The organism is Pseudomonas urethralis (assembly GCF_021602465.1).
GTDB lineage: Bacteria > Pseudomonadota > Gammaproteobacteria > Pseudomonadales > Pseudomonadaceae > Aquipseudomonas > Aquipseudomonas vlassakiae.
Genome location: NZ_BQIJ01000005.1, coordinates 14,160 through 38,331 on the forward strand (window position 1 = coordinate 14,160; position 24,172 = coordinate 38,331).

The 24,172-nt window shown below is 65.0% G+C and carries 18 protein-coding genes and 1 pseudogene; 12 read left to right on the forward strand and 7 right to left on the reverse strand.

Annotation, left to right across the window (positions count from 1 at the left end):
* Positions 1-40: 40 nt before the first annotated feature.
* Positions 41-970, forward strand: a pseudogene (locus L6D64_RS28475) (HAMP domain-containing protein); the annotation flags it as partial.
* A 129-nt stretch (positions 971-1,099) separates the two neighbouring features.
* Positions 1,100-1,828, forward strand: coding sequence for a methyl-accepting chemotaxis protein (locus tag L6D64_RS28480; protein WP_371262715.1), 729 nt, complete (start codon positions 1,100-1,102; stop codon positions 1,826-1,828).
* Positions 1,829-1,948: 120 nt separating this feature from the next.
* Here L6D64_RS28480 and L6D64_RS09940 read toward each other — a convergent pair whose 3' ends face one another.
* Together L6D64_RS09940 and L6D64_RS09945 are read right to left on the reverse strand one after the other, a co-directional pair.
* A complete protein-coding gene (locus L6D64_RS09940; RefSeq protein ID WP_176509628.1) occupies positions 1,949-2,728 on the reverse strand; it encodes an AraC family transcriptional regulator in 780 nt (259 codons plus the stop codon).
* Between the two features lie 58 nt (positions 2,729-2,786).
* Complete coding sequence (locus tag L6D64_RS09945) at positions 2,787-4,064, reverse strand: acetyl-CoA C-acetyltransferase (RefSeq protein WP_176509629.1); 1,278 nt, start codon at positions 4,062-4,064, stop codon at positions 2,787-2,789.
* A 117-nt stretch (positions 4,065-4,181) separates the two neighbouring features.
* Here L6D64_RS09945 and L6D64_RS09950 point away from each other — a divergent pair, with 117 nt between their 5' ends.
* The 8 genes from L6D64_RS09950 to L6D64_RS09985 all read left to right on the forward strand — a co-directional run bounded on the left by L6D64_RS09950 (position 4,182) and on the right by L6D64_RS09985 (position 10,290).
* Positions 4,182-5,534, forward strand: coding sequence for a 3-oxoacyl-ACP reductase (locus L6D64_RS09950; RefSeq protein ID WP_176509630.1), 1,353 nt, complete (start codon positions 4,182-4,184; stop codon positions 5,532-5,534).
* 2 nt (positions 5,535-5,536) lie between these two features.
* Positions 5,537-6,388 carry a MaoC family dehydratase gene (locus tag L6D64_RS09955; RefSeq protein ID WP_176509631.1) on the forward strand — a complete coding sequence of 284 codons (852 nt, stop codon included), beginning with the start codon at positions 5,537-5,539 and terminating at the stop codon, positions 6,386-6,388.
* 64 nt (positions 6,389-6,452) lie between these two features.
* On the forward strand, positions 6,453-6,758 hold the full coding sequence (locus tag L6D64_RS09960; protein WP_176509632.1) for a MazG-like family protein: 306 nt from the start codon (positions 6,453-6,455) through the stop codon (positions 6,756-6,758).
* Entirely contained in the window at positions 6,755-7,504 is a 750-nt protein-coding gene (locus tag L6D64_RS09965; RefSeq protein WP_176509633.1) for a methyltransferase domain-containing protein, read from the forward strand. Before L6D64_RS09960 ends, L6D64_RS09965 begins: the two co-directional genes overlap by 4 nt.
* A 22-nt stretch (positions 7,505-7,526) precedes the next feature.
* Positions 7,527-8,162, forward strand: a complete 636-nt coding sequence (locus tag L6D64_RS09970; RefSeq protein WP_176509634.1) for a DUF4136 domain-containing protein — start codon at positions 7,527-7,529, stop codon at positions 8,160-8,162.
* Between the two features lie 19 nt (positions 8,163-8,181).
* Positions 8,182-8,751, forward strand: a complete 570-nt coding sequence (locus tag L6D64_RS09975) for a DUF4136 domain-containing protein (protein WP_176509635.1) — start codon at positions 8,182-8,184, stop codon at positions 8,749-8,751.
* A gap of 167 nt (positions 8,752-8,918) precedes the next feature.
* Complete coding sequence (locus L6D64_RS09980) at positions 8,919-9,389, forward strand: A24 family peptidase (protein ID WP_054886780.1); 471 nt, start codon at positions 8,919-8,921, stop codon at positions 9,387-9,389.
* A 133-nt stretch (positions 9,390-9,522) separates the two neighbouring features.
* Complete coding sequence (locus tag L6D64_RS09985; protein WP_176509667.1) at positions 9,523-10,290, forward strand: response regulator transcription factor; 768 nt, start codon at positions 9,523-9,525, stop codon at positions 10,288-10,290.
* A gap of 40 nt (positions 10,291-10,330) precedes the next feature.
* Here L6D64_RS09985 and L6D64_RS09990 read toward each other — a convergent pair whose 3' ends face one another.
* Both L6D64_RS09990 and pbpC read right to left on the reverse strand, forming a co-directional pair.
* The gene (locus L6D64_RS09990) at positions 10,331-11,992 is read right to left on the reverse strand and encodes a ShlB/FhaC/HecB family hemolysin secretion/activation protein (RefSeq protein WP_176509636.1); all 1,662 of its coding nucleotides are present in this window, start codon (positions 11,990-11,992) and stop codon (positions 10,331-10,333) included.
* An 89-nt stretch (positions 11,993-12,081) separates the two neighbouring features.
* Complete coding sequence (pbpC, locus tag L6D64_RS09995; protein WP_176509637.1) at positions 12,082-14,436, reverse strand: peptidoglycan glycosyltransferase PbpC; 2,355 nt, start codon at positions 14,434-14,436, stop codon at positions 12,082-12,084.
* A gap of 77 nt (positions 14,437-14,513) precedes the next feature.
* Here pbpC and L6D64_RS10000 point away from each other — a divergent pair, with 77 nt between their 5' ends.
* Entirely contained in the window at positions 14,514-14,807 is a 294-nt protein-coding gene (locus L6D64_RS10000; protein WP_176509638.1) for a hypothetical protein, read from the forward strand.
* Positions 14,808-14,968: 161 nt separating this feature from the next.
* On the opposite strand, the gene L6D64_RS10005 is transcribed toward L6D64_RS10000, so the two are convergent.
* A complete protein-coding gene (locus L6D64_RS10005; protein ID WP_176509639.1) occupies positions 14,969-19,870 on the reverse strand; it encodes an alpha-2-macroglobulin family protein in 4,902 nt (1,633 codons plus the stop codon).
* A 180-nt stretch (positions 19,871-20,050) separates the two neighbouring features.
* On the opposite strand from L6D64_RS10005, the gene L6D64_RS10010 reads away from it, so the two are divergent.
* The gene (locus L6D64_RS10010; protein WP_176509640.1) at positions 20,051-21,388 is read left to right on the forward strand and encodes an MATE family efflux transporter; all 1,338 of its coding nucleotides are present in this window, start codon (positions 20,051-20,053) and stop codon (positions 21,386-21,388) included.
* Positions 21,389-21,493: 105 nt separating this feature from the next.
* On the opposite strand, the gene L6D64_RS10015 is transcribed toward L6D64_RS10010, so the two are convergent.
* Both L6D64_RS10015 and speA read right to left on the reverse strand, forming a co-directional pair.
* Positions 21,494-21,949 (reverse strand): REP-associated tyrosine transposase, encoded by a 456-nt coding sequence (locus L6D64_RS10015; RefSeq protein WP_176509641.1) that lies wholly within the window; start codon positions 21,947-21,949, stop codon positions 21,494-21,496.
* 167 nt (positions 21,950-22,116) lie between these two features.
* Positions 22,117-24,030, reverse strand: a complete 1,914-nt coding sequence (speA, locus tag L6D64_RS10020; RefSeq protein WP_176509642.1) for an arginine decarboxylase — start codon at positions 24,028-24,030, stop codon at positions 22,117-22,119.
* Positions 24,031-24,172 lie beyond the last annotated feature (142 nt).

The window sequence follows — 24,172 nt, forward strand, 5'->3', positions numbered from 1 at the left end:
CGACAGCAGCAGCCGGGAGATCCGCCAGGTCAGCAACGCGATGAACATCTTCTTCCAGGGCATCGACCAGAATGTCGACTACCTGGCCTCGCAACCGATGGTGGCGGCCACGGGCAACAACCTGAACAAGTTCCTGAGCGCCAACCCGTCCTACGAGCTGGGCGACCAGGACAAGCAGCTGCTGGAATTTTTCACACGCCTGGCAGAAACCCACCCTGGCTATGCCTACGTCGCCTACGGGGTGAATGACGGCGGCTACGTCGGCTGGCCCGCCGGGCAGAAGTTCGTCAACTATGACCCGCGTCCGCGTCCTTGGTACCAGCTGGCCATGGCCAACCCTGGCAAGACCGTACGCACCGGCGCCTACTACTGGGCCGCCGACGACGCCGTGCTGATCAGCACCGTGCGCGCCGTGGCCAACCAGCTCGGCAACCCTGGTGGCGTGGTCAACATCGACGTGTCGCTCAAGGGCCTGACCGAGATCGTCAAGCAGATCAAGCTGGGCGAAAGCGGCTACCTGATGCTGGTGGAAAACAACGGCAACGTGATGGTCGACCCACGCGACGCCAGCCACAACTTCAAGCAGCTGGCCAGCTTTGGCGACGGCTACGCCGAACTGGCCAAGGCCGGCAAGGGCCTGGTCGAGGTCGAGATCAACGGCGAGCGTTACATGGCCAACGTCTACCCCGACGAAAAACTCGGCTGGACCTTCATCGGCCTTATCCAGCATGGCGAAGTGATGCAGACCACCACCCGCCTGACTTGGCTGATCGGCGCCGTCGCCCTGGTCCTGGCGGCACTGTTCGCGGTGGTCGGCACCGCCTTCGCCAAACTCATCGTGCGCCCGATCAACAGCGTCACCAGCGGCCTGGAAGACATTGCCCAGGGCGAAGGCGACCTGACCCGCAACCTCGACGTGCGCGGGCGCGACGAAACCGCGCAACTGGCCAACTGGTTCAACCAGTTCCTGGGCGCCATCCGCAGCCTCATCCAGCATATCGGCTCGGCCGCCAGCAAGATCCTCAGCACCTCCAGCAGCTCCACCCGGGTTTCCAGCGACATGGCCGAGGCGGCCGGACGCCAGCGTGAAGCAGTGGACATGGTCTCCACCGCGTTCCACGAAATGGTCGCCACCGCCAACGAAGTCGCCCGCTCCTGCAGCCAGGCCGCGCAGTCGGCCGACAGCGGCCAGCAGCAAGCCCGCGAAGGCCAGCAGCAGATCGACGCGGCCGTCAACAGCGTCGACCGCCTCAGCCAGGAGATCGAACAGTCGGCCCAGTCGATCCAGCAACTGGAGCGCGACAGTAACGCCATCCAGTCAATCCTCGGCACCATCCGCTCGATTGCCGAACAGACCAACCTGCTGGCACTCAACGCAGCCATCGAAGCGGCCCGCGCCGGCGAACAGGGCCGGGGCTTTGCCGTGGTGGCCGACGAGGTGCGGGCATTGGCCAAGCGCACGGCCGACTCCACGGCGGAAATCGATGGTTTGCTGGGTAACCTGGCCAGCCGCACCGCGCAAGTGGCCGAGCAGATGCATGCCAGCCTTGAAGTGTCGCAGCAGTCGGTCAGCCGCATAGGCCTGGCCCGTGACAGTTTCGGGCAGATTCGCGAGTCGGTGGATATCATTCGCGACATGAACACGCAGATCGCCACGGCGGCGGAAGAGCAGCACCAGGTGGCCGAGGACATCAACCGCCATATCAGCCAGATTCATGGCGATGCGCAGTTGGTGGCGGAACTGGCCCAGGCGGCGCGTCAGGACTCCGAGAGCCTGGCCGGGCTGTCCAATGAACTGGACTCGCTGGTGCGTCGCTTCCGCACCTGAGTTTCGTCTGTCCGGGCCTCTTCGCGGGTAAACCCGCTCCCACAGGGATGCCACACGGCCTGAAGGCGGTGACACTCCTGAGGTGCGGGTTTACCCGCGAAGAGGCCGGCACAGCGGACATCAAAGCCTCAGTTCCCCGGGAGTCGCCCCGAACAACTGCTTGAAGGCCGCAATATACGCCGAGGTCGAATCATAGCCACAACCCAGCGCCGCCTCGGTCACACTCTCCCCCGCCTCCAGCAATGCCAGCGACGACAGTAGACGCATCCGCTGGCGCCAGTTGCGAAAACTCAACCCGGTCTCGCGCTGGAACAGCCGCATCAAGGTCTTTTCCGAGCATCCCAACTGCACCGCCCACTGCTGCAAGGTCTGCATCTGGTCCGGCGCGGCGATCAGCCCGTTGCACAGCGCCAGCAAGCCGGGGTGCCGCGGCAACGGCAGCGAGAACCCCACCTCCGGCAAGGTGCGCAACTGATCGAGCAACACGGCCACCAGGCGGCCTTCGGCACTGTCACCCTCGGCATATTCAGCCGGGAACAGGCAAAACTGCTTGATCAGTTCCCGCGCCAATGCCGTCACTTCCAGCACCCGGCAGTGCGCCGGCGCCCAGGGGCAGGCATCACGGCGGATGTACAGGCTGCGCATTTCAGCCTGCCCGGAGGTAACCACTTCATGTTCGGCATCGGCCGGTATCCACACGCCCCACTGCGGTGGGGCGAAGTAGCTGCCATCGTCGGTATACACCCCCAATACTCCGCTGATGGCGTAGGAAAACTGCACCCAGTCATGGCTGTGGCGAGTGGTCCAGGACCCCGCGCCAAGGCTTTCGGCACGGGCATAGAGTGGCCGAGGCAACTGCTCCAGGGCAGGAATGGCGCGCGGATGTCCGATCGTCTGCATAGCGAATTCTTGTAGTGCTGAGCAGACAAGCCTAACAGAGATCAGCAGCGCCCTCCGGTCAACGCTCGACGATCACCGTCACCCCTTGCCCGCCCGCAGCGCAGATGGATATCAAGCCACGTCCTGTCCCCGCCTTTTCCAGCAACTTCGCCAGGTTGGCCAAAATCCGCCCACCGGTCGCGGCGAACGGGTGGCCTGCCGCCAACGAGCTGCCCTTGACGTTGAGCTTGCTGCGATCAATGGTGCCAAGCGCTGCCGCAAGCCCCAGCTTCTGCCGGCAGTACTCGGCATCCTCCCAGGCCTTGAGGGTGCACAGCACCTGGGCCGCAAAGGCTTCGTGGATTTCGTAGTAGTCGAAGTCCTGCAAGGTCAGGCCGTTGCGTGCCAGCAGGCGCGGCACTGCGTACACCGGCGCCATCAACAGCCCTTCGCGGCCAGTGACGAAGTCCACCGCAGCGGTTTCGCCATCGACCAGGTAGGCCAGTATCGGCAGGCCCTGTTGTCGAGCCCATTGCTCGCTGCCAAGCAGCACCACCGAGGCGCCATCGGTCAGCGGCGTGGAGTTGCCCGGCGTCAACGTGCCCAGCCCACTGCGGTCGAACGACGGCTTGAGCCTGGCCAGCTGCTCCAGGGTCAGGTCAGCGCGCAGGTTGTTGTCTCGCGTGAGGCCCAGGAACGGCGTCACCAGGTCATTCTGCCAGCCTTCGCTGTACGAGGCCGCCAAGCGCTGGTGGCTGTGCAGCGTCAGCGCGTCCTGGTCGGCGCGGTCAATCCCCCAGGTTTGCGCCATGCGTTCGCAATGCTCGCCCATCGACAGGCCGGTACGCGGTTCGCCATTGCGCGGCAGTTCAGGTTTCAGATGGCCCGGGCGCACTTGCAGGAACGGCTTGAGCCGCTCAGCCAAGGTCTTGCCGCGATTGGCTTGCAGGAGGATGCGCCGCAGCCCCTCATTGACGCCGATCGGGGCATCGGACGTGGTGTCCACGCCACCGGCGATAGCGCAGTCGATCTGCCCGAGGGCAATCTTGTTGGCCACCAGCAGCGCCGCCTCCAGGCCGGTGCCACAGGCCTGCTGGATATCGTAGGCGGGCGTTTGCGGCGACAGGCGTGAACCGAGCACGCACTCCCGGGTCAGGCTCATGTCCCGCGAGTGCTTGAGTACCGCCCCAGCCACCACTTCGCCCAGGCGCAGCCCGTGCAGGCGATAACGCTCGATCAGGCCCTCCAGGGCTGCGGTCAGCATCGCCTGGTTGCTGGCGGTGGCGTAGGCGCCGTTGGAGCGGGCGAAAGGGATACGGTTGCCGCCCAGGATCGCGACCCGGCGAGTTGAACGCATGCGTTTGCTCCTCCTGAAACAATTTGATCCGTACAGCCTAGGTGTTTTTGCCGCATTCGAACGACCTGGCCACAAACTTGGTCCACACTTGCAAGCTTGCCTTCTGGAGACCCGCACATGAGCGATCGCTATCTCGGCTTTGCCAACTCCCAGCTCGGGCGCCGCGTCGTCGATGCCCTTGGCCTGCCGCGCCCAGCGCCGCTGGAGCGCTGGCAGGCGGGCCGCCTGCGTCCGGTGGAGGGCGCGCTGGTGCTGGGTGGCGGGCCACTGGCGAACCAGGTCGAGGCCATCGCCCCGCGCCTGACCGACACGCTGTTCAGCTTCAATGGCGACGCCTTGCAGGCCCCCGCTTGGGTCGCCGGCCTGGGGCCGAAGCTCAAGGCCGTGGTGTTCGACGCCAGCCATCTGTCCGACAGCGACCAGTTGAAACAATTGCGCGAATTCTTCCAGCCCCTGCTGCGCAGCCTCGCCCCGTGTGCCCACCTGGTGATCCTTGGACGTGCGCCTGAATCGCTCGACGACCCGCTGGCCAGCGTCGCCCAGCGCGCCCTGGAAGGCTTCTGCCGTTCGCTGGCCAAAGAGCTGCGCAACGGCGCTACGGCGCAGTTGCTGTATGTGGCGACGGGCGCTGAAGCTCAGCTCGAAGGGGCCTTGCGCTTCTTCCTGTCACCCAAGAGCGCCTTTGTTTCCGGCCAGGTCCTGCGCCTGCAGGCCTGCGCAGCCCAGGTCGAAGACTGGACCCGCCCGCTCGGTGGCCGTCGCGCGCTGGTCACGGGCGCTGCACGCGGCATCGGCGCCGCCATCGCCGAAACCCTGGCGCGTGATGGCGCCGAGGTGATGCTACTCGACGTGCCCCAGGCCCAACAGGAGCTCGACGCCCTCGCCGCACGCCTGGGTGGCAAGGCCTTGGGCCTGGACATTTGCGCCAGCGATGCCGCCGCGAAACTGCTCGAAGCCCTGCCCGAGGGCATCGATATCGTCGTGCACAACGCCGGCATCACCCGCGACAAGACCCTGGCCAACATGACCCCGGAATACTGGGACGCGGTACTGGCAGTCAACCTCAAGGCCCCGCAGGTACTGACCCAAGCCTTGCATGACGGGGGTGCGCTGGGCGACAACGCACGTATTACCCTGCTGGCGTCGGTCAGCGGTATCGCCGGCAACCGCGGCCAGGCCAACTACGCCGCGAGCAAGGCCGGCCTGATCGGCTTCGCCGAGGCCTGGGCGGCGAAGCTTGCCGAGCGCGGCGGCAGCATCAATGCGGTGGCGCCTGGTTTCATCGAAACCCACATGACCGCGGCCATGCCCATTGGCCTGCGCGAGGCCGGGCGGCGCCTGAGTTCACTGGGCCAGGGCGGGCGCCCGCAGGACGTCGCCGAAGCCATCGCCTGGCTTAGCCAGCCGGGCTCTGGCGCGGTCAACGGCCAGGTGCTGCGTGTCTGCGGCCAGGCCTTGATGGGGGCCTGAACATGAGCCGCCAATGGCAAGACGTGCACAGCCCGGACTCACGCGCCAGCCTCTACCTGCGCGCCGCCAGCAAACGCAAGATCGGCGGCGCTACCCTGCCCGCCGGCGGTCTGCGCAGCTTCATCCGAGTGCAGCCCGGCAACCTGGCGGCCTATCGTCGGCTCTGCCATTTCACCGACGATGGCCGCTTGCCTGGCACCTACCCACACATAATGGCGTTCACCCTGCAGTTGCAACTGCTGACCGCCCACGACTTCCCTTTTCCGTTGCTCGGGCTGGTGCACGTGCACAACCGCATCGACGTGCTCCGCCCGCTGGGTGGTATCGACGGGCTGCGCTTTGCCGTGCACGCCGACAATCTGCAGGCCCATGCCAAGGGCGGCACCTTTGACCTGGTCACCGAAGCCGAGGATGGCTTGGGCCTGCTGTGGCGCGAAACCAGCCGTATGCTGGTGCGTGGCCTGAAGCTGGAGGGGCCGTTCGACGAAAGCCAGGTAACCGAGCCTGCGGCGCTGCCGGAGGTCACCCGCTGGTATGCCGACAGTGATATCGGCCGGCGCTACGCCAAGGTCTGTGGTGACTACAACCCGATTCACCTGAGTGCCGTCAGCGCTCGCCTGTTCGGCTTCCCCAAGGCCATCGCCCATGGCATGTGGAGCAATGCCATGGCATTGGCAGCCCTGCGCACGCACATGCCCAACAGTGGTTATCGCTTCGCGGTGGACTTCCGCAAACCGGTGCGCTTGCCATCGGAGGTTGTCCTGAGCGCCAGCGAAGCGGGGCCGGCGGGTGAACTGAGGCTGGACGGACAGGGTGGGGTGCTGCACATGGTCGGGCGCTGGGCCGTGCTCTAGCACCCTGATTGCACTTGCTTTGCATCGGGCCTGGGCAGAAGCTATGCGGCATTAGGAGACCCAGATGAACCTGCAAGAACTCACCGAACGCCTGCATCGGATCCGTGACAACAATGACTGGCGCGGCTTTCACAGCCCGAAGAACCTGGCGATGGCAGCCAGTGTGGAAATGGCCGAGCTGGTGGAAATCTTCCAGTGGCTGAGCGAGGACCAATCGCGCCAGCTGCCCGCCGACCAGCTGGCCCACGCCGGCCAGGAAGTCGGCGACGTGGTGCTCTACCTGTTGCTGCTGTGCAGCGAGCTGGGCCTGGACATGGAGCAGGTGGTGCGCGCCAAGCTGGCCGACAGCGAGAGGCGTTTCGCACGATGAATGACCGTCACTTCGACCAACTGGCCACACGCTTTGCCGAAAAGATCTATGGCGGTGCCAAAGGTGCCATTCGCCTTGCCGTGCTCCAGGCCGACCTGGCCGACGCGCTGCCCGACCGACCGTTGCGGGTGCTCGACATCGGCGCCGGCCTGGGTCACATGGCCTTGTGGCTGGCCCAGCGCGGGCACGATGTAACGCTGGCCGAACCCGCCGCGCCGATGTTGGAGGGCGCCCGGGCACGCTTCACAGCAGCGGGCCAATCGGCAACCTTCATCCAGGCGCCCTGGCAAGAGCTGCTTGGCCAGCTCACCGAGCCTTATGACCTGGTGCTCTGCCACGCTGTGCTGGAATGGCTGGCCGAACCGCAGAGCATCCTGCCGGTGCTGCACCAGCTGACCAGCCCGGGGGGCTGGCTGTCGCTGGCGTTCTACAACCGCGATGCGCTGGTCTACCGCAACTTGCTCAAGGGCCATTTCCGCAAGTTGCGCAGCAACCGCCTGGAAGGTGAGAAGCAAAGTCTGACCCCGCAAAAACCGCTTGATCCACGGGAACTGAAGGCGCAACTTGAAGGGGTGTGGCACGTCGAAAGCGAGAGCGGCGTGCGCGTCTTCCATGACTACATGCCCAAGGAATTCCAGGACAAGGCCGAGTTGCTCGACCTGCTGGAAATGGAACTGGCCCACCGCCGTCACCCTAGTTTTGCCGGGCTTGGCCGCTACCTGCACTGGATGTGCCGCCCCCGCTGATTGCGCCCTCCAGGAGGGATACATGCCGTACCGTCCGCTGTGCCTGGCCCTGCTGCCGCTCGCCCTGGCCGCCTGTCAGGCCAGCAACCCCTACGTGGCCAGCAGCCGCCCGCTGCCGCCAGCCCCTGCGCAAGCGGCCAACACCTTCGACGCCAGTGCCTACCCGGCGCCAGCGCGTGACTATGGCCACTACCGCAGCTGGAGCTGGCGTAACGGCCAGTTGCCAAGCGGCAATGCCGACGCCGACCCGGCACAAATCGCCGACGCCGTCAGCGGTGCCCTCGACCAACATGGCCTGCGCCCTGCTCACGGCGCCATCGGCGACCTGCTGGTGAGCGCCGACATGCGCCTGGAACGGCGCCTGCGCCAGGTGCGCGACTATGACTATTACGACCCGTATTACGGCCCGTACCCCTACGGCAGCGTCGGTTTCGGCGGCTACCGCAATGGTTACGGCGCCTACGGCAGCGTGCCGGTCGTACGCACCTACGAAGTGGAGGTGATGGTGGTGCGCATCGACCTGTTCGATGCCCGCAACGGCCAGCCGGTGTGGAGCGCCAGCGCTGAAAGCGGCAGTGACAAAAGTTCGCCGCGCGATCGCGAGACCGCCCTGCGCGAATCGGTTCACAAGGCGCTCAGCGGCTATCCTCCCAGTTAATGCCTAACGGAGAACCATCATGTTGCGCCGCCTCGTTCTACTGTCAATCGCGCTGCTGCTGGCCGCCTGCTCCAGCAACAACGTCCAGCAGGATTTCGACGCCAGCCGCGATTTCGCCGCCTACCGCAGCTGGGCATGGCAGGAACCGGGCCTGCAATATCGCCCGGATGATCCACGCATCAAGAGCGACCTGACCGAGCAACGCATCCGTGCCGCGGTCGCCGACCAGCTCGACCAGCGTGGCCTGCGCCCGGCCCAGGGCAATGCCCGGCCTGACGTCACCGTGCGTGCCTACCTGATCGTCGAACAACGCCAGCAGCAGATCACCACCAACTATGGCGGGGCTTGGGGCGGCTACTGGAACGGCTATTGGGGCGGGCCGATGTACAACGAAACCCGCAGTGTCGATTACAAGGTGGCTACCATCCAGATCGACCTGTTCGATGGCCGTGACGGCAAGCTGGTCTGGCGCGGCAGTGCCGAACAGATCATGAACAATTACCCGCCTAGCCCCGACGAGCGTAACAGCGCCATTCAGAAGACCGTTGCCCAGGTGCTCGGCAACTACCCGCCGGGCCGGGTGAAGTAAGCCCGTCGCAGGGGGCCGCTTCGCGGCCCTTTTTGCGACACAGGGCCGCTCCTGCAACGACCTTTTTGCCAGTCGGCCATGCCCGTTCGTCAGATCGCGTCTACCCTGATTAGGAAACCTGACTGATCGGGTAGCAGTGTTCAACGAATGGGAAAGGCGGCCTGCCGATGCAAAGCATTGTTCTCCTGATGTGGCTTGCCTTGTGCACCGAACAAGATATCCGCGAACGCCAGATCGCCAATATGCTGACCCTGGGTTTCGCCGCTGGCGCGCTGGTCTGGCTGTTTGCCACGGGCCACTCATGGATCGGCGCCGATGCCAGCGACGCCGGCTGGGCCCTGGCCATAGTCATGCTGCTGACGCTGCCAGGCTACATGCTGGGCCGCTTCGGCGCTGACGACGTCAAGCTGATGGGAGCGCTGGCGCTTGCTACCAGCCCGCAATACGTGCTCGGCACCTTCATCGGAGCCGGGGTCAGCGTGGTGCTCTGGTTGCTGACCCGCAGGCGCCTGTGGACGCTGCTCAACCCCAAGGTGAAGAAGCGCCTGGCCACACTCACTGAACAAATGGGCGACAAACAGGCCTTCGTGCCTTACGTGCTGGCAGGCTTTTTATTGACTGCCGTATGGATCCAATGAGCATTCACAGGGTCCGATCACTTGTACAAGACTTGTACAAAATCGCAGGCAGCGTCTATTTTTAAGCTGCCAGAGCGTCTGGCTCGGGGAGCCGGGGTCATTTACGAACAGGGAGTTGATCGTGACCAAGTCAATGAGTGATGTGAAAGTTCTGGTGGTGGATGACCAGCCGCTGATCGTCGAACAGTTGTGTGAATTCCTTCTGTCCCGGGGCCACCCTTGCGTTGCGGCCCACTCCACCGACGAAGCCATCGAACGCTTCAGCGCCGACGACGCGATTGGCCTGGTGTTGTGCGACCTGCACATGCCCAATCGCGATGGCATCGAGCTCATGCAGGCACTCAAGGACATTGCCGGGCGCCAGCGCATGTTCGAAGCCATCCTGCTCACCGGGCGCGCCGACAAGCAGGACGTGATCCGTGCCCTGCGTGAAGGTTTCGCCGATTACTACCAGAAGCCCATGGACTTCGACGAACTGCTCGAGGGCGTGCGCCGTCAGGAACAAGTGCTACTGGAGCGCAGGTCCAATCTCCAGGACCTGGGCAACCTCAACCAACGCCTGCAGGACCTGGCCGGTTCCATCGACGAGCTGTATCAGGACCTGGAAAAAGCCCGAGGCCAGGGCGTTCACCGCCGCGCCACCGATGTCGTCGAAGAGTCCGAAGGCGAGCTGCCGGCAGCGTTCGAGAAGCTGTCTCCGCGGCAACTGGAGGTCGCCCGGCTGGTAAGCAAGGGCAAGACCAACTACCAGATTGCCTGCGAACTGGGGATCACCGAGAACACTGTGAAGCTGTATGTGTCGCAAGTGTTGCGTTTGACCCACATGCACAACCGCACCCAACTGGCGTTGGCGTTGACGCCAAGTTCGTCTCCTGTACACCAGCGGTTTACCACGCACTAGGCGTTTCCCAGGCGTTTCATGAGGCCGCTATCGCCTGGATTCACTCCAACCGGTAGCTGAAGCTCACCGTCCAGCGTGGGCTTCTGCTCATGCTGTCCAAAGCCACGTCGGCCAGTGGCTTGGCCACCTCCAGCGCCACGTTGCCGTACCGCCCCTCCCCCAGCCGCACACCCAACGCCACGGAACGCATCCTGGCCTCTTCGAGTGGTCCGCCGTTGTACCAGGCCTGCGCAGCATCCAGCAGCACATACGGCTGCATCAGCCGCACCCAGCCAGCGCCAGGCGTAATGCTGTAGTTCAGCTCGTAGGCGACACCCCAGCCCTTGTCACCCGCCGCCTGATCCTGCGGGTAGCCATGACCGAAATGCTGCCCGCCGAAGACCGCATGCTCACTGTCGGGCAGCCGGTCATCGGTCCAGTACAAGGCGCCTGACAGCACGCCTTGCCAGCGTTGCGACAGCGGGTCGCTCTGCAACCCGGTCACGCGAAAACGCAGGAAGTCCATGTCGTAATCCGTATCGGTGCGAGCGCCCAGGTAATCCAGCCCCTGATACACCCCGGCGCTGACCCTGCGAAACCGCCCGCCCTCGACCTTGCGCCAATCGCCTTCGAACGACAGCGCACGTACAGAGGTGTCGATGCGTGTCCGGCCGCCGTCGAGCGCTTCGTCATGCTCACTGACCGCATACACATGCCCTGTCACCGCCAGCCATTCATCGGCCGTGACGATCACCGGTTGGCCAAGCCCGATTGCATAACGCTCGCTTTCAATCCGTTGGAAAAACTGCGAACCATGCTCCACACGCACAGGTGTGCCTGGCTCGCTGCGGTAGCGAGCGGCTGAAAGCAGCAGCTGGCTGCCTTGTGCGTCCAGGTGCTGGCTGTAGTCCAGGCGCTGGTAATGGCTGTGGTCATCTCCCGGCGGCAGCAGCACGCTGGCCGTCAACTGCTCGGCAAAACGCGTCTGGGCATTGCTGGACACCTTGAACAACCCCTGCGGGCCATCGCGGCTGCCATCGCTGAACGCCACGGCCATATCGAAGGGCTTGCGCCAGGCCCGCACGGTAAGCTGCGCGGCCCCATCACTGTGCTCCGCCCGACCCAGGACAGCCTGCAACGTCACACCGGGAATGCGCTGGGCCAGGCCGATGAAGCGGTCGAGCGTCGCCTGGGTCAGAGGGCGTTCCGCCCGCACGTGCTCCAGCAGCGCCTCGAGGTAGGCGCCAGCGGGCCCGACATCGCCTTGCCGTCGAACGTCATGGACATACCCCTCGACCAACACGACATGCACGCGGCCATCGGCAAAATCCTGATCCGGCAGGTAGGCCTGCGATAGCAGGTAGCCGTCGCGCTGGTAGCGCCGGGTCAGGCGCTCGGTGAACTGCTGCAGCTCGCCAACACTCACTTCACGGCCAATCAAGGGTTGGTAATGCTCGCGCAATTCGCTCAACGGGTAGACCGTCCCGCCCTCGAAGCGCACCTTGTGCAGCACGAAACGCGTCGCCCGTGTCGGCGTCCCGGTGGCGATCACGGGCGGCGCCAGGAGCAGGTCCGCAGCACGGGGGCGGTAGGCGTCGATCGGCAGGTTCGCGCTGGGCAGGCGGCGCTCGTATTCATGGCCGTCGAGAAACACCGGCAATGGCTCGGCAACCAGCAGACTGGCCCAGGGCGACAGCAGCAGGGGCATCAGCAGAAGACGCATAGGTCGCTCAACAATCCCTTGGGTACCGGGGCGTCGCCGGCCTCACCCGTCACTGCAAGCGTAGGTGTTGCCCTGGTAAACGTCGAACCCTACTCGTTGACCTGGAACGCCACCCGTGCCGTTTCTCCACTTTCGTCCAAGGCACTGAGTTCGAACTGCCCGGCCTGGTCGAACCGCACCAGCATGCTGCCCTGCCCTTCGCTTTCGCCCAGCGGCTGGCCGTTGAGGAACCACCAGCGCCGCCCGCCGCCGCCAAGGGCAGACACCTGCAACTGCAAGGGTTCACTGCTGGTGGCTGGGCGCCGCAGGTGGTCGCCGGGGCGCACGCCGACGATGGACAGCGGCGGCGCGCTGGCCGGTACCTGTGGCGGACAGCTCGGGTCCACCGTCGGCAGCCGCGCCGCACGCCGCTCGACGCGTGGCAACCAAGGCTCCAGCGGCGCTGGCCACAAAGCGATGTCGAGCGCCTTGGCCCCGGGGCAACTACCGTCCACGCGCAGGCCCTGGGCATTGACCCAGATGCTTTCGCGCAGCCCCAGGCCGAGCGGCTGGTCGGCGGCCTGCAAGGTGGGAGGCGTGGTGCCATCGAGGGTCCAGGCAAAGCGCTGGCGCCGGCAGTTCGGGTCCTGCCGGTTCATGGGCTGGCCCAGCGGCCAGCAGATGGCCGCCACCCCAACACTGTCCGGCACGCGTTCCACTGGCAGCCGGATGCCTCGCTGGCTGTCGCGGTTGCTCAGCAGGTCATGCACTTGCAGCATCAGCGGGGCCGCCGAGGCCAGGCCGAACTGCCCGGGCACGGGCGTGCCGTCAGGGCGACCGATCCAGACACCGATCAGGTAGCGCGGCCCGACGCCGATCGACCAGGCATCGCGGAAGCCATAGCTGGTGCCGGTCTTCCAGGCCAATTGTGGGCGCTGTACCAGTTCGGCATGCGGGTCGCGGTCGGGCCGCGCCTGGCCGCTGAGGATGCGCCGGATGATCCAGGCCGCGCCTGGCGACATCAACTGGCGCTCCACCAGGGGATCCTGCGGTTGCAGGCGTACCTGCGCACTGTTGCCACCCCGGGCCAGTGCCGCATAACCGCCGACCAGGTCCTCCAGCCGGCTGCCGGCACCGCCCAGAATCAATGCCAGGTTGGGCTCGGCCAACGGCGGCAGCGCCAACGGCACGCCGGCCACGCGTAACTGCGCGGCGAAGCGCTTGGGGCCATAGGCTTCGAGCAATTGCACCGCTGGCAAGTTGAGCGACAGCGCCAGCGCTGAACTGGCGGAGACCGGGCCGCTGAAGCCCATCGAGAAATTGCCGGGGCGATAGTCGCCGTAGCGCCGTGGCACATCCTGCAACAGCGATTCGGAGTGAATCAGGCCATCATCCATGGCCAGACCGTACAGAAACGGCTTGAGCGTCGAGCCAGGCGAGCGTAATGAGCGGACCATGTCGACATGGCCAAAACGGCGCTCGTCGTTCAGGTCGATCGAGCCCAGGTAAGCGCGTACCGCCATGGTCTGGGCCTCGACCACCAGGATCGCCGCCGAGGTGCGCTCCGGCAAGCGCGCCCGCCAACCCAGCAACAGGTCTTCCAGGCGCCGTTGCAACGAGGCGTCGAGGGTGGTGCGAATCAACGTCGGGCTGTCAGCGGTGTACAGCCGCCGCGCCAGTAACGGAGCCAGTGCGGGTTCCTGACGCGGGGCCAGCAGCAATGGCTCCTCAACCGCCTCCTTGATCTGTTGCGCCGGCCACACCTGGTACTCGTCCAGGCGCTGCAGCACCTTGTCGCGGGCGCGTTGGGCACGCGCCGGGTGGCGGTCCGGGCGCAAGCGGCTCGGTGCCTGCGGCAACACCGCCAGCAGGGCAGCTTCGGCGGGTGTCAGCTGCTGCGGCGACTTGCCCAGGTAAGCCCAGCTGGCCGCTGCCACGCCCTGCAAGGTACCGCCGAACGGCGCACGGTTCAGGTAGATCTGCAGGATCTCGCGCTTGGACAGGTGCCACTCCAGTTGCGCAGTGCGCCACAGCTGCCGCAGCTTGCCGGCCAAGGTGCGATCATGCGGGTCGAGCAGGCGGGCAACCTGCATCGACAACGTGCTGCCGCCGGACACTACCCGCCCACCGCGCAGGTTGAGCCAGACCGCCCGCGCCAGCGCCAGCGGGTTGACCCCCGGGTGCTGGTAGAACCAGCGGTCTTCGTAGGTCAACAGGGCCTGCAGGTAAAGGGGCGAAACATCCTCCGGGCTGACCGGATAGCGCCACACCCCATCGGCATCGGCAAAACGCCACAATGGAGTGCCGTCTTCAGCCAGCACTACCCTTGCCAGGTCGTTGCCCGGCAACGGTAGCGGCCAGATGCGGTCGGCCAGCCACAACAGGCCGAGCAACAACAGGATGCTGACCGCGGCAGCACGCACGAGCCTTCCCGCTCGAGTACGCGGCCGCGCTAAGCTTGGCATCGGGAACCGACCTGGCCAGGTAGTGGCCAAAGGCTTGGGAACGGCAAACGTGCCGATTCGTTCATCAGGAAGCAACTATGCATGTAGAAGGTTTTTTCGAGTGGCTTGGCCAGGCACTGGGGTCGTTGATCCGCTTCATCGTCGACGCCTTGAGCGGCCTGTTCAACCTGCTGGCCAACGCCGGGGGCAATTTCATCGATGGCCTGGCACGCACGTTGGGCATGGACACCTCGCTCCTCAGCATCCTCGCCCTGATCATCGGCCTGATGCTGCTGTACTCGGCGATCCGCGCCTTCATGCGTGCTTCGATCATCCTCGGGATCATCTGGCTGATGCTGGGGCTGTGGGTGATGAGCTGGGTGATTCATTGACATTGAACTGCCCGGCGCGGACCTGTGGGAGCGGCCTTGTGTCGCAAAAGGGCTGCGCAGCAGCCCCAGGATCTCAGCTCCGTAGCTTGAAATGCCGGGGCCGCTTTGCGGCCCTTTCGCGACACAAGGCCGCTCCCACATAGTCCGTGCAAGGCAGGTGCTTAGCGGGCTTTTACAGTCATCTCCCCTTGCCCATCACCCACGGCCTGCAGGTTCGGCCGGTACATCGACTCCACTTGTGGCGGCGGCACCCGGTAAGTGCCCGGGGTCACCGCACGCGCCAGGTACAACAGGTGCGTGGTGCCATAGCCGTCGAGCTTGAGGGCCGCCACGTAGCGGTCATCACGGTACTCCTGATGCACCACGCTGGCGTTCTGCATCGACTCGCGCCACTGCTTTACCGCGCCGCTGGCGTTGTCCAGGCTGGCAGCGCTCTGGGCCAGGTTCTGGTTCTCCAGTTCCAGGCCGGCAGGCAGCAGGTCAACCACCAAGGCATCCGGCACGCGATCGCTGGTCTTGAGCGCCAGGTGCACCAGCACCAGGTCGCCACTGCGCAGGTTATGCAGGTCCAGCGGCTGGCCATTCATGCCCAGGTAGTCGCGGCGAATCTCCATGCCGTTGCCACCGGCAGCAGGCGCCTGGCGTGGATAGCCCGACAGGGTCAGTTGCTGGTAGAGCGTTTCGCTGCCCTCGTTCTGCACAGTCAGAGGCGAGGCCAGCAACGGCCCCTCGAGCTTCATGCCCGCCTCGACATTATTGAACTCACGCACCTCACCGGCACTGTCCAGGCGCGCCTTCCACGGCGCTTCCGGCTTGCCCAGCAGCCCCCGGCCGGCCAGGTACAAGGCATTGCGTTCCTGGGTCGACAGCCAACGGTTGGCCGCCAGCTCGTCCGACAGGGCGAACAGGCGCTGGTCGACCTGGTTGCTGGCCAGCTTGCTTTCCTGCAGCAGCGCCAGGATCAGCGCCTGGTCGCGCAGGCTGCTGCCATAGTCGGCCATCCAGCCCTTGCTGCGGCTGATACCCAGGCCCGCCTGCAGCGCCTGCTCGGCACGCGGCTTGTCGCCCATGGCCTCCAGCGCTACCGCCAGTTGCACCAGCGGCAGGCCCGAGCGGGCATCGGCGCGGCGCTCGAACAGGCTGCGCAGGGCACCCAGCGGTGCTTGCTGGCTGCGCGACAGCACCAGCGCAGCATAGGCTTGTACGGCAAAGCGGGTGTGCTCGGCATTTTCGCTGTAGTCGACTTCGATCAGATTGCGTTCCTGCAGGTAGCGCAACAGGCGTTCGTTGGCCTTCTTCAAGGCCTCGGCCGGCACGCCGTAGCCCTGGTCGCGAGCTCGCAGCAAGAAGTCGGTGACATAGGCGGTCAGCCAGTACTCTTCCTCACTGTCCGAGCTCCACAAGCCAAAGCTGCCGTTGTAGCGCTGCATGCCCAGCAGATGCTCGATGCCCATCTCGATCTTGCGCTTGCGCACCTCGGCCGGCTCGCCCTTGATACCCAGGCGCTTGAGGCTGGCCGCATCGGCGTACAGTGAGGGGTAGAGGCCGCTGGTAGTCTGCTCCAGGCAGCCGTAAGGGTAAGCTTCGAGGGCGCGGATCTGTTCGGCGAGATTCAGTGGCGGGCGGCTCGACAGCGCCAGGCTGGCTTCCAGGCCGGCCGGCTCGAAGGCGGCCAGGTCGCTTTCCGGCAGGGTCCATGGCTGGTCCTTGAGGGCCACACGGTAATGCTTGAGCAGCGCCGGGTAGGCCGGGCGCACGCCCAGCGTCCATTCCCGTTCGAAGGTGTTTGCCGGTTCGCCTGTCAGTTGCAGGCCATTGACCCGCACCCGCACCTTGCCCTGCCCCAGCCCACCCTGGGCTAGCACCGGGATAAGCAGCGTGCTGCGCTGGCCTTCGGCCAGGGCGACAGTCTGCTGGGCGCTGGCCGTCAGGCTCAGCTGGCCCTCGGCGCGGATCTCGACACTCAGCTGCTGGGCACGCCCCGACAGGTTTGCCAAGTCCAGCGCCAGGCTGGTGCGGTCACCACCCGCCAGGAAGCGCGGCGCCGACAGCTCGGCGATCAGCGGCGCGGCCACCACCGTCTTGCCTTCGGCCATGCCGAAGTGCTCGTCGGTCCAGGCCTGGGCCATCAGCCGCAACTCGCCATTGAAGTCCGGAATATCGACGCTCGCCTCGCCTTCGCCCTGGTCGTTCAGGGTCACCGGCAGGCTTTGCTGGGCAACGATGGTCACCGTGGTATTGGGGCGCTTGCCACCCTTGGCCATCGCCGCGTCACCGCCGAAGGCCAGGCTGGCCAAGCGGCCCTGGCCGGCCTCGATCAGCTGGCCGTAGATGTCCAGCTGGTCGGCACCGTAGGCCTTGCGACCGAACAGGCTGGCGAACGGGTCGGGGGTCTTGAAGTCGGTGATGTTGAGGATGCCCACGTCGACGGCGGACAGCAGCACGTGTACCTGCTTCGGCACGCTGCCGTCGGCATTGGCGGCCTTGATCTTCACCGTCAGCGGCTGTTTGGGCCGCATCTTCTCAGGCGCCTGCAGGCTGACCGCCAGCTTGCGCTCGGCACGCGCCAGTGGCAGGTGCAGCACGCCGACGGCGCGCTTGGGCGTGGCATTGGCCTTGCGTTCACCCGGGCGGATCACCAGCGCGCTGATGTACAGGTCGTGGCGCGCCCACTGCTTGTCCAGTTGCACATCGAACGTCTTGCCTTCGGCGGGCACGTCGATTTCCTGCCACCAAAGCGGGCCATCACTGGATTCGACCATCAGGTAGCCGCTGCCGGCCGCAGGTGGGGTCACGGTGACCTTGGCGGTAGCACCGTCGGCGTAGGCCGGTTTGTCCAGCGCCAGCTTCACCTGGTCTGGTCGCACCGCGCCGCCTTCGGCGTTGTCCTGGGCGCGGTATCCGGCCCAGAAGCGCTCGCTGGAAACCAGCCCGGTCTCAGGGTCTTCCACCTCGACCCGGTACGGGCCCCATTCCACCTGGAAGCTCAATTTGGCAGTGGAGCCGGCCTTGACGCTGACCGTCTCCTCGCTCTGGGTGAGGAATTTCTCGTTGTAGTCGTAGCTCCAGCCATCGCTCTGCGAGTAGTTCCAGTAGTAATCGCGACGCTCACGGATCAGGCGCACCTTCAGGTCGTTGGCGGCGAGCTTGTTGCCCTTACGGTCGGCCACGAGCACCTCGAATTCGACCGGCCCGTCGCTGTCGGTTTCCTCGCCGTCGAACAGGCCGCGCAGGCCGGGCAAGCGTTCGGCAGGCCAGATCGGCTGTTCGAGGCGGCGGGTGATCGGCCGGCCGCCGGATTCCTGCAGGCTGGCCTGTACGGTCAGTTGCAACGGCGAGCGTGCTTCGCTCCAACGGCTCTCGATATCGACCACTGCCTTGCCGGCCTGGTCGAGGGTGACTTCGTCGAGTTCCAGGTCCTGGGCCAATTCGGTTTCGGTCACGGAGCCGAACTGGTAGCCCGGCAGCGCCGGCACCGCTTCGCGCAGCGGGCGCACATAGGCTTGGCCACTCAGGCGGTTGCCGGCAGCGGGCGCACCGTAGAGGTAGCGGCCATTGACCTGGATACGCGCATCCTCATCGGGCGATAACGGCGTATCGCTGCCCTTGAGTTCAAGCGCCAGGCGCTCGGGGAGGAAGTCTTCGACCAGGAATTCATAAACCTGCTTGCGACCGCCCCCCAGGTCAAGCAGCAGCTGCCAACGGCCAGTCGGCGCCTCCGTGGCCAGCTGCAACTGATATTGATACAGACCACTGGCGTCAGCTTCCCAGACGAACTTGCGGCTGACCTGCTCATCCGGGCGGCGCACCTCGACGCTGACCGGCTGGGCCTTCACCGGCTTGCCATCCTGGTCGCGCAGCAGGCCGTTGAGCAGCACCGTTTCACCCGGGCGGTAGAGATCGCGCGGGCCGAAAATGAAGAATTGCAGCGGGTTGGCCTGGGGGCCGGTGATGTCGAACTCGGCCAGGTCCAGGGCCGCGGTGTTCAGCCGCAGCAGGGTGGTGTGCACGCCTTGGGTAGCGATCAGCGTATCGGCCTTGGCCGTGATCGGCAGCTGGGCATGGCCGGCGCCATCGGTCTTGGCCTGGGCCAGCAGCTTGCCCTTGTCATCATGCAGTTCGAGGTTGACGTCCTTGAGCGCCTTGCCGCCTTCCAGGGCCTGGGCGAACACATCCAGGCGGTCACGGTAGCGGTGGGCGGATACGCCGATGTCGCTGAGGGTGAACAGCGTCGCCGGCTGTGAATAGTCATAGGTACCGGAGGCGCGCATCACGGCCAGGTACACACCGGGCTCCTGCAGCGGCTTGATGCCTGCAATCGGCAGCAGCACGGTCTCGCGGGTGTTGCGCGCCGGGTTCAGGTCGAAGCGGCCGCTGTAGACCAGCTCGGCCATGTCCAGGGTTTCCTTGGACTGGTAGTAGTACAGACTGCTGTTGCGGCCCCAGTTGGCGAGGAAGGTCGAGAGCATCTCTGGCTTGACCCGGAAGAACTCGACATCGACCTTCGGCACGTTCAGTGCGATCACCGGCAGGCCTTCGGCCAGGCGCGTGGGCAGCAACGAACCGCGGCTGGCGAAGCCGACGGTGGCTTGCATGTCGCGGGTTTCCAGGCGGCTCACGGACTCACTGTCGAGCTTGTTGCCGTTGACGGCCAGCAGGCCCTTGTCGACGGTCAGCACCAGCTTGCGCTGCGGCTCGAGGTGGCGCAGGCGCAATTCCATCTGGTTGTCGGAGAGTTCCCAGGCACCATCGACCTTGCCCTTGACCGTATCGACCAGGTGCACCTTGGCGGCGAAGTCCTGCCTGGCGTCCAGCGGGGCCGAGAAGCTGATCGACAGGGTACTGGCACCATCGAGTTGCACTTCAGAGACGTCCAGCACGCTGAGCTCGCGCCCCTCATAGCGTTTGGCGAGGACGGCAGGGTCTTCTCGCTTGGCCGCGGGGGCCTCGACCGCAGCGCTTGCGGCCGGTTTTTCGGGGGACGCGGGCTTGTCCGGCGTCGAGGAATCACAGGCACTGAGCAGGGCCAGCGCGCAGGCCAGCAACAATCCTTTGTTGAGCATGGAGTGGTAACTCTTTGGCAGCGTGTACGTAAGGGCAGCAACTATAGCGCAACGGCGCGTCCGGGAGTTTCGTCGATGCGGCAAGTGAGACCGTGTTCGCGCAGATTGGTTGCCCGGCCGGTACACTGTGGCCAGCCGAACCCTGGGGCGCGAAACGGCCCCACAGCCTCAGGAATTGCAATGTCGCAACTCACCACCGACTGGCAGCACCGCCCCACCCACCGCAGGGTATGGGCGCTGGCCGCGCCGATGATCCTCTCCAACATTTCGGTACCGCTGGTGGCCTTGGTCGACAGCACCGTGATCGGCCACCTGCCCCACGCCCACCAGCTCGGAGCGGTGGCGGTGGGCGCCACGCTGTTCACGTTCATGGTTGGCCTGATGGGTTTCCTGCGCATGGGCTCCACGGGCTTCGCTGCACAGGCCGCCGGGCGTGCCGATGGCACGGCGCTGCGCCAGGTACTGGTGCAGGGGCTGCTGCTGGCCGTGGCCTTCGCGCTACTGATCGGCCTCCTTGCCCTGCCCTTCAGCCAGATGGCCCTGCACGCCATGCAACCGAGCGAGGCGTTGCAGCAAGCCACCGAAGACTTTTTCCATACCCGGTTGCTGGGCCTGCCGGCAGCGCTGGCCAGCTATGCGCTGGTCGGCTGGTTCCTGGGCACACAGAACGCTCGCGCGCCACTGGCGATACTGCTGGCCACCAACCTGCTGAACATCGCCCTCAACCTGTGGTTCGTGCTGGGCCTGAACTGGGGCGTGCTGGGTTCGGCACGGGCCTCGGTGGTCGCCGAATGGTGCGCTGCGTTGCTCGGCCTGGCCCTGACCCGCCCGGCCCTTCGTGCCTACCCCGGGCAGATCGCCTGGGCTGCGCTCAAGCGCTGGCAGGCGTGGCGGCCATTGCTGGCGGTGAACCGCGACATCTTCCTGCGCAGCCTGGCGTTGCAGCTGGTGTTCCTGCTGATCACCGTGCAGGGCGCACGCCTGGGCGAAGCCACGGTGGCGGCCAACGCCCTGCTGCTCAACGGGCTGCTGCTTACCGCCTACGCCCTCGATGGCCTGGCGCATGCCGTAGAGGCGCTGTGCGGGCATGCCATTGGTGCGCGGGACCGGGATACCTTACGCCGCTCGCTGGTGGTGGCCTGTGGGTGGTCGTTGCTCACCAGCCTGGGGTTTGCCGGCGTGTTCCTGCTGGGCGGGCATCTGTTCATCGACTTGCAGACCAATATCGATAGCGTGAGGGCGGCGGCTTACCCGTACCTGCCGTATCTGGCGCTGCTGCCGTTGATTGCGGTATGGAGCTACCTGCTCGACGGGCTGTTCATCGGCGCGACCCGGGCACGGGAGATGCGCAACACGATGGTGCTGTCGGTGCTGATTGCGCTGCCCTTGGGTGTGGTCATGAGCGGGTTTGGCAACCACGGGTTGTGGTTGGCCTTTCTCGGGTTCATGGCGTTGCGGGCGGTGACGTTGGGGTGGGTTGGGTGGCGGCTGCAGGAACGAGGGCGCTGGATTCAGTAATGCCGGGGGCCGCTTTGCGGCTCTTTCCGAACGGTCCGGCGTACGCCGATCAATGTGGGAGCGGCCGTGTGTCGCGAAATGAGGGCGAAGCCCTCACCTGCTGACTTACAACCACACACAATCCCAATGTGGGTAACCCCCTGCACGTTCAACCAATCCAGCGCGAATAGGATTGGCGATGATGTACCTGGCCACAGCCTTAACATCTTCTTCGCGACGTAAGGCCCGGTCATGAAAACTGGATTGCCAGATATGACGCCGGTTCGCGCCGGCCCTGTAGAGCGCACAGCTGCTTCGCGACTTGAAGGCGCACATCAGGTCACTTGGCCCGACGTCATGCAACTCGATCAACCAATGCAAATGATCCGGCATGAGCACCCAGGCTAGAGACCGGCACGCCTTGTCTTCATCACTTTTGCGCAGTTGCTGCACAACGGCTCTGGCAAATTGAAAATTACAGAAAAGCGGGATGCGATTTCGTGTGTTGGTTGTAACGAGGTAAAGACGTCCGGATTCGGACCAGCGCCCTCGCCGCAATAGATTGGAGCTGGGACTTTCCATGTCGCTCTCCTTTGAACATTGCGTTCAAAGGTAGACGCAGTGCGGCTGTGCCCTCTGAGAGGTTCATTACCGAGTGTGAATTCGGTGAGGGCTTCGCCCTCATTTCGCGACGCAAGGCCGCTCCCACAAGAAAAGCCATACGGCTTTTGCAGGAGCGGCCCCGGCGATCACGAGGACAGGTAGGAAGAACGCGTCAGCCCCAGGCGCAGCGCATCGAGGAACTGGGTCCGTTCACGCGCAGTGATCTTGGCGCTGGCCACCTTGTCGCGGTAATGCGTCATCAACTCCTCCGGTGACAGGTGCACGTAGCGCAGCATGTCTTCGATGGTGTCGTGGGTCTCGATACCGGCGTGGTACACGCTGCCATCGGCGTTCTGGTAGATGTTCACCGAGTCGGTGTCACCGAACAGGTTATGCATGTCGCCCAGGATTTCCTGGTAGGCGCCGACCAGGAACACACCCAGCAAGTAATCCTCGCCTTCCTTGACTGCATGCACCGGCATGCTGGTCTCGATGCTCTGCTCGTCGACGTACTGGTTGATCTTGCCGTCGGAGTCGCAGGTCAGGTCCTGCAGTACCGCACGACGCATCGGCTCTTCGTCCAGGCGGTGCAGCGGGATGATCGGCAGCACCTGGCCGATGGCCCAGGTGTCCGGCAGGCTCTGGAACACCGAGAAGTTGCAGATGTACTTGTCGGCCAGCTTGTCGTTGAGCTCGTCCAGCACCTGGCGGTGCGAGCGCTGGCGGGCCTTCAGCGAGTTGTGCAGGCGGCGGCACACGGCGAAGTAGCACTGCTCGGCCAGGGCCTTCTCGGCCAGGCTGATCTTGCCGTCGGCATACTGCGCCGCCACATCACCCATGTAGTGGGTGGCGCGCCAGTAGGTTTCGGTGACCATTTCGATATCGGTCGGGCCAAGCAGGTCGACCAGCCATTGCACGGTTTCTGGCAGGGCTTCCTTGTTGTCGATGGTCGGCACGTCGTCGTTGTGCTTCTCGACGTCGGTCACCTGGATCACCAGCATCGCGTGGTGCGCGGTCAGCGAGCGACCGCTCTCGGAGAAGATGTGCGGGTGCGGCAGGCCCTGCGCGTCGCAGAACTCCTTGAGCATGCCCACCACCACGCCGGCGTAGTCGTCCATGTCGTAGTTGATCGAGCTGGCGTTACGCGAGTGGGTACCGTCGTAGTCGACGCCCAGGCCGCCGCCGACATCGATGTGGTCGACCGGCAGGCCCAGCGCACGCAGCTCGCCGTAGTAGCGGATGGCTTCCTTGAAGCCGTGCTGGTAGTCGGCCAGGTTGGCGATCTGCGAACCCATGTGGAAGTGCAGCAGGCGGATGCCCTGGTCCAGGCCTGCATCGCGGAAGCGCTGCACCACCGAGATCAGCTGGGCGGCGGACAAACCGAACTTGGATTTCTCGCCCCCGGTGTCGGCCCACTTGCTCGACGCCAGCGAAGACAGGCGCACGCGCAGGCCTACCTGTGGCTTGACCTTGAGATCGGCGGCCTCATCGATCACCAGCGCCACTTCCGACTCTTTCTCGATGACGATGAACACGTTATGGCCGAGCTTCTGGCCCATCAGCGCCAGGCGGATGAATTCGCGGTCCTTGTAGCCGTTGCAGACGATGGTGCCGCCTTTCGGCGCCAATGCCAGCACCGCCAGCAGCTCAGGCTTGGAACCGGCTTCAAGGCCGATCGAGACGTTCTGCGTGGCGATGATGTTTTCCACCACCGCTTCCTGCTGGTTGACCTTGATCGGGTACAGCGCGGTGTACTGGCTCTGGTATTCCAGGCGCGCGATGTTGGCATCGAAGGCACCGGTCAGCTGGCGCACGCGGTCCTGCAGGATGTCGGGGAAGCGCACCAGCAGCGGCAGCGACAGGCCGCTCTGACGCAGCTCGTCGACCTGCTCGAACAGGTCGATCGGCGCGCTGCTGGGGCCGTTGGGGCGCACTTCGACGCGCCCGGCTTCATTGATGGCGAAATAACCAGCGCCCCAATGGCGGATGCCATAAACACTGCGGCTGTCGGCCACGGTCCATTGGCTACCATCGTCTTTGCGTGTGCGTCGTACGGACATTGAAGTCCCCTATAGATAAGTCGAAGACACTGCCCCGCAAGGAGGCGGGCGCAGTGTAAAAGCCGAAAATGACGATTCGTCCGTGCCCTGGGTAGACCCAGATCACGGGAACGAGTTTAGAAAGCGTTGGGCAAAAAATCGC